The 7,840-nt window shown below is 56.0% G+C and carries 7 protein-coding genes and 1 pseudogene; 2 read left to right on the top strand and 6 right to left on the bottom strand.

Annotated elements, in window-relative coordinates:
- Positions 1-213 precede the first annotated feature (213 nt).
- From recF to mutM, 6 genes are all read right to left on the bottom strand, one after another.
- On the bottom strand, positions 214-1,311 hold the full coding sequence (recF, locus tag ACEQWH_RS08365; protein WP_370229679.1) for a DNA replication/repair protein RecF: 1,098 nt from the start codon (positions 1,309-1,311) through the stop codon (positions 214-216).
- A gap of 61 nt (positions 1,312-1,372) precedes the next feature.
- The gene (gene dnaN, locus ACEQWH_RS08360; protein ID WP_370229677.1) at positions 1,373-2,491 is read right to left on the bottom strand and encodes a DNA polymerase III subunit beta; all 1,119 of its coding nucleotides are present in this window, start codon (positions 2,489-2,491) and stop codon (positions 1,373-1,375) included.
- Positions 2,492-2,648: 157 nt separating this feature from the next.
- Entirely contained in the window at positions 2,649-4,037 is a 1,389-nt protein-coding gene (gene dnaA / locus ACEQWH_RS08355; protein WP_370229675.1) for a chromosomal replication initiator protein DnaA, read from the bottom strand.
- 500 nt (positions 4,038-4,537) lie between these two features.
- Positions 4,538-4,801 (bottom strand): 30S ribosomal protein S20, encoded by a 264-nt coding sequence (gene rpsT, locus ACEQWH_RS08350; protein WP_370229672.1) that lies wholly within the window; start codon positions 4,799-4,801, stop codon positions 4,538-4,540.
- 288 nt (positions 4,802-5,089) lie between these two features.
- The gene (locus tag ACEQWH_RS08345; RefSeq protein WP_370229670.1) at positions 5,090-5,866 is read right to left on the bottom strand and encodes an enoyl-CoA hydratase; all 777 of its coding nucleotides are present in this window, start codon (positions 5,864-5,866) and stop codon (positions 5,090-5,092) included.
- 63 nt (positions 5,867-5,929) lie between these two features.
- Complete coding sequence (gene mutM / locus ACEQWH_RS08340; protein WP_370229667.1) at positions 5,930-6,781, bottom strand: bifunctional DNA-formamidopyrimidine glycosylase/DNA-(apurinic or apyrimidinic site) lyase; 852 nt, start codon at positions 6,779-6,781, stop codon at positions 5,930-5,932.
- A gap of 138 nt (positions 6,782-6,919) precedes the next feature.
- On the opposite strand from mutM, the gene ubiE reads away from it, so the two are divergent.
- Entirely contained in the window at positions 6,920-7,672 is a 753-nt protein-coding gene (gene ubiE, locus ACEQWH_RS08335) for a bifunctional demethylmenaquinone methyltransferase/2-methoxy-6-polyprenyl-1,4-benzoquinol methylase UbiE (protein WP_370229664.1), read from the top strand.
- A pseudogene (locus ACEQWH_RS08330) lies at positions 7,673-7,840 on the top strand (2-polyprenylphenol 6-hydroxylase); the annotation flags it as partial.

Raw genomic sequence — 7,840 nt, 5'->3', positions numbered from 1 at the left:
GCCTTTGAGAACTTTAATAGAATCCGCGCCATATTGCTCGGTGTTCTGGGCGCTGTCGCTCATGAGATGAGATCCCTTATTTCTTGCCGAAATTATAGCCGTTTTGCAGGGAAGTGTCACGCAATTGACGTGTTTTTTTGGGCGCGAGGCGCTAGGTGAGTCGCAGACCGTTTTAGGCCAGTTTTTCAGGGGGCTGAGGCCATGGATCCGGGGCTAGGCGAGGGCCGACACGCCGTCATTTTCCGTGACCGTCAGATACTGTGCGCGGTCGCCTAGGGCATCAAACAGATGATCTTCGGTGCCGGTCATCCAGGCTTGCGCTTTCAATGCAATGAGCTCGTCATAGAGCGCCGCGCGCCGGTCCGCATCCAGATGCGCGGCAACCTCGTCCAACAACAGGATAGGGGGCGTTCCAACGCCGTCCGCAAGCGCGCGGGCATTAGCAAGGATCAGGGAAATCAAAAGCGCCTTCTGCTCGCCGGTCGAACAGTCCGCAGCGGGCACGTCCTTGGCGGTGTAGCTAGCAGAAAGGTCAGAACGATGCGGCCCAACCAATGTGCGCCCTGCCATCAGATCTCTGCTACGGCTTTCGGCAAAAGCGTCGCGGAACGCATCCTCGCTCTCCGGGCTGTCTCCGTCTGCCTGTATCAGGCCCAGCGATGCCACCGGAAACGCCGTAGTGGTTTGGGTCTGTGCCTCTCTCAGCTGTGCCAGGGTCGCTTGTCTGTTGACGTGGATCTTGGCCGCACATTTGGCCATCTGATCTTCGAGGGCCTTGTACCAATGGGCATCCCTGATCTGCTCTTTCAGCAGCCGGTTGCGCTCGCGCATGGTTTTTTCATAGGTCAGGGCGGCTTCGGCATGGTCGGGAAAGAACGACAGCGCCGTGCGGTCCAGAAAACGGCGACGCCCTTCTGCGCCTTCGATCCAAAGGCGGTCCATCGCCGGAATCAGCCAGATCACGCGACACAGGGATCCCAGCTTGGTTTGAGGCGCTGATTTGTCGTTAATTTTGACCTGACGTGCTGCACCACCGTCTGACCAGGTTTCGACTTCCTGCAGGCCCTCAGAGGTCTTCAGCAGGCCATTCAGTTTCCAACCCAGCGCCTCGGGACGACGCGTCATATCCTGAGCCGAGGCACGCCGTATCCCGCGTCCGGGAGAAAACAGCGAGACAGCTTCCAGTATATTGGTTTTTCCAGCGCCATTGGGCCCAAAGATCGCCACAGGGCGCGCATCGCAGTTTATTTCGCTGGCTTTATGGCTGCGAAAGTGACTGAGTTTCAGTTGTGTCAGCGCAAGCTGTGTCATCGGCGGTCTCGTTTTCTTTCACAGAAAACGGCGCGGAATTTTGTTGAAATTCCGCCCTGCGTCACACGCGCATCGGCATCACGACATAAACCGCCGTGGTGTCATTGCCTTCGCGCATCAGCGTTGGGTCGCCCGCCGAGTTGAACATAAAGACTGCGTTCTCGCGATCGACCTGGCTGGCGATTTCCAGGAGGTATTTCGCGTTAAAACCGATCTCGAGCCGCTCGTCGCCATAGGCAACGGCCAGCTCTTCTTCCGCAGCTCCGGAATCAGGCGCGTTGACGGACAACACAAGGCGATCTTCGTCCAAGGCCAGCTTGACCGCGCGAGAGCGTTCAGACGAAACCGTGGCCACACGGTCAACCGCCTGGGCGAACTCTGCGGCGTCTACTTCCAGACGACGTGTGTTGCCCGCAGGAATCACGCGCGTGTAGTCGGGGAAGGTGCCATCAATCACCTTGGACGTCAGTGTGATGTCCGGCGTTGCAAAGCGTACTTTGGTGTCGCTGACGCTGACGGCAATGTCCATATCATCGTCATCCAGCAATTTGCGCAGCTCGCCCACGGTTTTGCGCGGCACGATGACGCCCGGCATATCGCTTGCGCCATCGGGCAGATCAGAATCAATGCGCGCCAGACGGTGCCCGTCAGTGGCCACACAGCGCAGGACCCGGCCGCCATCCGCATCGGACACATGCATATAGACGCCGTTCAGGTAATAGCGGGTCTCTTCGGTGGAAATTGCGAATTTCGACTTATCAAACAGGCGACGCAGGTTCGCAGCCTTGGCGGTGAAGTTGCAGCTGTATTCAGAGCTGGCCATTACCGGGAAGTCTTCTTTGGGCAATGTCGCCAGAGAAAAGTTCGACCGGCCGGCTTCGACCGACAAACGCCCCGCCGTGCCGTCATCGGACAATGTCACAAGCGCGCCGTCAGGCAGTTTGCGGACAATTTCATGCAGCGTGCTGGCGGATACTGTGGTTGCGCCCGCGCGTTCGACCATGGCCGCGGCTTTATCAACGACCTCGATATCAAGGTCGGTTGCCCGGAACGATACATTTGCGCCATCCGCCTCGATCAGCACATTGGCCAGAATCGGGATGGTGTTGCGGCGTTCGACAACCGATTGCGCCTGAGACACAGCCTTTAGCAGGGTGCCACGTTCGATGCTGATTTTCATCCCTTCGTCCTCCGAAGTAGCCGGGGGTCACAGACTAGCCTGTTCCCCTTTAGGCTCAAGCCTTTTTTGGCTTTTTCCGTTGTATTTTGAAGCCCGTCAAGCACCCAAAGAAAAAGCGGGCCTAAAAGCCCGCTGTTAGGTGGGGAGTGCCCCGCCTTTAGGCTTCTAAGGCGCGGCGGAGTAATTCGAGGTCTTCTGCAATTTGACCGTCCGAGCTGCGCAGCTCTTCGATGCGGCGAACGCCATGCATGACCGTTGTGTGGTCACGTCCGCCAAACCGACGCCCGATTTCCGGAAGCGACCGGCTGGTCAGCTGTTTGCAGAGGAACATCGCCACCTGACGAGGACGCGCAAAGTTGCGCAGACGTTTTGGCCCGATCATGTCCGACAGACGAATGTTATAGTGCTCTGCCACGCGGCGCTGGATTTCTTCGACGCTGATCTTGCGCTCGCTGGCGCGCAGAACGTCAGACAGGCAATCCTGCGTCAGTTCCATCGTAATTTCGCGACCAACCAGGGATGCAAAAGCAAACAGACGTGTCAAAGCGCCTTCCAGTACGCGGACATTGGTTGAAATGCGATGCGCAAGGAACTCAAGAACACCATCGGCAAGCACCAGATCGGGATATTGGCTGCGATACTGCTCGACTTTGCTCTGCAGAATGCCAAGACGCAGTTCATAATCGGTTGGGTGCAGGTCCACGACCAGACCGCACTGCAGGCGGGAGCGGATCCGATCCTCCATGCCTTTGATCTCGCCCGGCGCGCGATCGGCAGAGATGATGATCTGTTTGTTCTGGTCTACCAACGCGTTGAAGGTGTGGAAGAACTCTTCTTGAGTAGAGTCCTTACCCGCGATGAACTGAACATCATCCACCATCAGAACATCAACCGAGCGGAACAGCTCTTTGAAGTCCATCATCTTGCGGTCACGCAGGGCCTGCACAAAGCGGTACATAAATTGTTCTGCGGACAAGTACAGGACGTTCAGGTCTGGACGACGGGTCTGAAGCTCCCATGCGATCGCGTGCATCAGGTGGGTTTTACCAAGGCCTACGCCACCATAAAGGAACAGCGGGTTAAAGCTGACCGGGCCACCTTCGGCGACGCGGCGGGCTGCTGCGTTGGCCAGCTCGTTAGGCTTGCCAACAACAAAGCTGTCAAAGGTAAAGCGCGCATCAAGCGGTGCGCCGGGCAGGTCTGCTTTTGCGGTATCGATCCGAGGCTGAGCCGGTGCGCGCGCAGGCTCGCGGCCAGATGACGGAGTTTCGATGGAAGGCGAGGTCACACGCGGTGCGGTGCTTGTGTTTGCGACTCGAAAGTGGACGCGCTGCACGTTTTCACCCAAAGACACCAGTTTATGAATCAGCAGATCCCCGAAGTTCTGCGACACATAGTTGCCGATGAAATTGGTTGGTACGTTAAAAGTTGCAACACCGTCTTGGATGTCTGCAAATTCAAGCGGTTCAATCCACGCTTTGTAGTTATTTTGCCCGACTGTTTCCAGCATCTCACGCTGAAAAGCCCCCAGTTGATCTTGTGTCATTCGTCCCCGATTCCGCGTGTATTCTATCGACCCCAATGGTATCGAAACTGCCGTTCCCGCGACTCATATCAACGCTCACACCTTGGTCTGGCGCCGAGCAGTCAGCGCCGTGCAAAACAATACGTCCCATTCTGTGAAAGTCCCCACCCTCACAGCGTAACAGTTATGCGCACCATGTGCGTACGAAAAAGGTAGGACACGTGCGCCCTCAAACCAGATTTTTGCAGTCGATGTCATGCCTTAGCATGATTACACGCTGCGCAACCCATAGTTGAGTCTGGCGCTGAAGGTTCGGTTTCTCCGAATTCTGTCCACCCCCCGAAGCGGCGATATGAATCGCACTTATGAAGTTAGCAATTTCGCTATGAGAGTCGCAACTGATCTTCGATCTTGACTCTGAAATTGGGTGAAAAGAATCTCTGTGGGTAAGTGTCATTTTTCCAAAAAAAAGGCGCCTATCACATCTGTGAGGCGCCTTTTTTTTACTGTTTGATAAGGGTTTAGCCCAGGGATTTAACCCGTGCCGCAAGGCGAGAAATCTTCCGGGACGCTGTGTTCTTGTGGAAGATACCTTTGTTAACACCGCGCATTACTTCTGGTTGAGCTGCTTTCAGGGCTTCTGCAGCTGCTGCCTGATCGCCGGACGCGATTGCTTCTTCTACTTTGCGCAGAAAAGTACGGATGCGGGAGCGACGGGATTGGTTGACCAGTGCACGGCGTTCGTTCTGGCGCGCGCGCTTCTTGGACTGTGGAGAGTTTGCCATGAATCTCAGACCTTTATTTCGTGTTCGTTTCGCTTTTGTGCGTGAAACCATCAACGACGGGTCCGCCCAGTTTCCCGGGCTAGATTCTTGCCTAAGCGGGCATCACGCGCATGTATTGCGGGCGGCTATACAGAGATTCTCTGGCGAATGGAATAGGAAAATCAAAGCCTGGCCTTTGCGACTGCAGCATGACGAATCATTTCGCGTCGGGCGTGGGGCCTAGAAAAAGGGCAGGCCACGAAAAAGGCCGCCCGACTGGGGCGGCCATTGATGCGGGCTATACCCAGATCACTTGTCGCGGAATTGCGGCTCGCGCTTTTCAGCAAATGCCGCCATGCCTTCTTTCTGATCCTCGGTCGCAAACAGCGACTGGAACAGACGGCGCTCGTAAAGCAGGCCTTCGCTCAGCGTCGTTTCATAGGCGCGGTTCACCGCTTCTTTGGCGGCGATAGAGCTGAGGATGGATTTTTCAGCAATCTTCTGGGCGGCGCCCATGGCTTCATCCATCAGCTTTTTGGCAGGCACAACACGAGACACCAGCCCCGAACGCTCTGCTTCTTCGGCGTCCATGAACCGACCAGTCAGGTGCATGTCCATAGATTTGGATTTGCCAACAAAGCGAGTCAGGCGTTGGGTGCCGCCGATCCCTGCAATGATGCCAAGATTGATTTCCGGCTGGCCGAATTTCGCGGTATCCGAGGCAATGATAAAGTCACACATCATCGCCAACTCGCAGCCACCGCCCAAAGCATAGCCAGACACGGCTGCAATGATAGGTTTGCGGGTTTTGTTGATTGCATCACCCTGCTCGCCAAAGAGATCGGACAGGAACACATCAACAAATGTCTTCTCGCTCATTTCTTTGATGTCAGCGCCGGCGGCAAATGCCTTTTCCGAGCCCGTGATAACGATAGACCGAACTTTGTCATTCTGATCGGCGTCCCGCAGTGCCTGGCACAGCTCACTAAGCAGCTCTGCATTCAGAGCATTCAATGCGTCGGGGCGATTCAGTTTGATTAAGGCTACGTGGTCTTCAACTTCGACGATGATCGTCTCAAAAGCCATTGATCCGCTTTCTGTTGTTCCAAGTAAGCTCGATTCCTTACCATGTCCAAGGTGGGGATCAAGCTATCTTTGGCATTGCGCGCAATAGAAAGATGAGCGTCCAGATTGCGTGATTCTCAGAATCACCTTGCCACAATCCGGTGTCTTACAGGGGTCTCCTTCGCGCCCATAAACGTCGAAGCTGTGCTGAAAATATCCAAGTTCTCCATCGGCTTGGCGGAAATCTTTCAAACTCGATCCACCTGCTTCAATGGCCTCTGTAAGAACTTCGCGAATGATTGGAACCAAAGCAGCAATGCGCCTGGCAGAGATGTTGTTGACGCTACGTTTCGGAGAGATGCCTGCGCGAAAAAGCGCTTCGCAAACATAGATATTGCCCAATCCGGCGACGATTTTCTGATCCAGCAGCGCGGATTTGACCGGTGTTTTGCGGTCTCGCAGCTGATCTACAAGGTAGTCTTCGTTGAAATCATTGCCCAAAGGTTCAGGCCCAATGTCGCGCAAAAGCTTGTGCGCGTCAGCCGTTGCCGTCTCAAGCAGATCCATGGCGCCGAACCGACGGGGGTCGTTGAATGTCACGCGCGCGCCGTTGTCCATGTCAAACACCACATGGTCATGTTTCTCGGCCTGCGGATGATCGTGCGCAAACTGCCCTAAGGGGTCGCCCGATACGGTCATGCGTCCGGACATGCCCAGATGGACCAACAGCGTTTCGCCGCTGCTCAGATCCGCCAGAATATATTTTGAACGCCGCCGCAGCCCCAAGACCGTCTTGCCTGTTAAGCGCGCTGACATGTTGTCAGGAAAAGGCCAGCGCAGGTCTGGCCGGTTTACAGCCGCCTTGGCTATAACGGCCCCCGTCATGGCAGGCTCAAGGCCGCGGCGCACGGTTTCCACCTCGGGAAGTTCAGGCATCGGATCTGCTCCATGTTTCGCTCTTTCTAGCGACAGAAATAGAGCAGGCAAAGCCTTGGTCGATGCGGCCAATACATCGCATTGTAAGCGGGCCAATCGCTCTATATGTAAGGCGGGGCAATTTTGAGTGATCGAGACATGAGCCAAACCGAGCAAACCACCACGCATTTTGGATTTGAAACCGTTCCAGAGTCTGAAAAGGCGGGGCGGGTTCAAGGGGTCTTCGGGTCTGTTGCCAGCAAATATGACATCATGAACGATGTGATGAGCATGGGCATCCACCGCATCTGGAAGGATGCGATGATGGATTGGCTGGCGCCGCGTCCGGGACAACGCCTTCTGGACGTTGCGGGGGGCACCGGCGATATCTCTTTCCGCTTTCTGAACCGTGCAGGCGAAGGCCACGCCACGGTTTGTGACCTGACCGAGCCGATGCTTGTCGAGGGGCGCAAGCGCGCCGAAGCCGATAAAATGTCGGAACAGCTGGACTGGGTTGTGGGCGACGCGATGGCGCTGCCGTTTGAGGACAATACCTTTAATGTCTACACCATCAGCTTCGGCATCCGGAACGTCACCCGCCCGCAAGTGGCACTGAATGAGGCCTTCCGCGTTCTGAAGCCCGGTGGCCGCCTGATGGTTTTGGAATTCAGCCAGATCCCGAATGACTTGATGCAGAAGGCCTACGATCTCTATTCCTTCAACATCATTCCTCGCATGGGGCAGGCCATCGCCAACGACCGCGACAGCTATCAGTATCTGGTGGAAAGCATCCGCAATTTCCCCGATCAGGACACCTTCCTTGGCATGTTGCGCACTGCCGGGTTTGAAAACGCGAAATATCGCAATCTGAGCATGGGTATTGCGGCGCTGCACTCCGGGTGGAAACTCTAGGTGCGCGGCCCACACAATATCTGGCGCCTGATCCGAACAGGCGCAACGCTGGAACGCACCGGCGCAATGGGCGTAGTGCTCGAGGCATTTGAGGCCCCCAAACCCCTGCGCATTCTGGCCCGAACGCTGGTCTGGCCGTTTCGTTGGATCGGCATCAAAGGCGATCCC

It is taken from the genome of Cognatishimia sp., assembly GCF_964229375.1.
Lineage (GTDB): Bacteria > Pseudomonadota > Alphaproteobacteria > Rhodobacterales > Rhodobacteraceae > Cognatishimia.
The sequence above is the reverse complement of the archived record's forward strand: the minus strand, read 5'-3'. Positions and strand labels throughout refer to the sequence as shown.

Coding starts and splice junctions, on each gene's coding strand:
- rpsT (WP_370229672.1), bottom strand. CDS start 4,801: ATGGCAAACTCTCCACAGTCCAAGAAGCGCGCGCGCCAGAACGAACGC.
- ubiE (WP_370229664.1), top strand. CDS start 6,920: ATGAGCCAAACCGAGCAAACCACCACGCATTTTGGATTTGAAACCGTT.
- ACEQWH_RS08345 (WP_370229670.1), bottom strand. CDS start 5,866: ATGGCTTTTGAGACGATCATCGTCGAAGTTGAAGACCACGTAGCCTTA.
- dnaN (WP_370229677.1), bottom strand. CDS start 2,491: ATGAAAATCAGCATCGAACGTGGCACCCTGCTAAAGGCTGTGTCTCAG.
- dnaA (WP_370229675.1), bottom strand. CDS start 4,037: ATGACACAAGATCAACTGGGGGCTTTTCAGCGTGAGATGCTGGAAACA.
- recF (WP_370229679.1), bottom strand. CDS start 1,311: ATGACACAGCTTGCGCTGACACAACTGAAACTCAGTCACTTTCGCAGC.
- mutM (WP_370229667.1), bottom strand. CDS start 6,781: ATGCCTGAACTTCCCGAGGTGGAAACCGTGCGCCGCGGCCTTGAGCCT.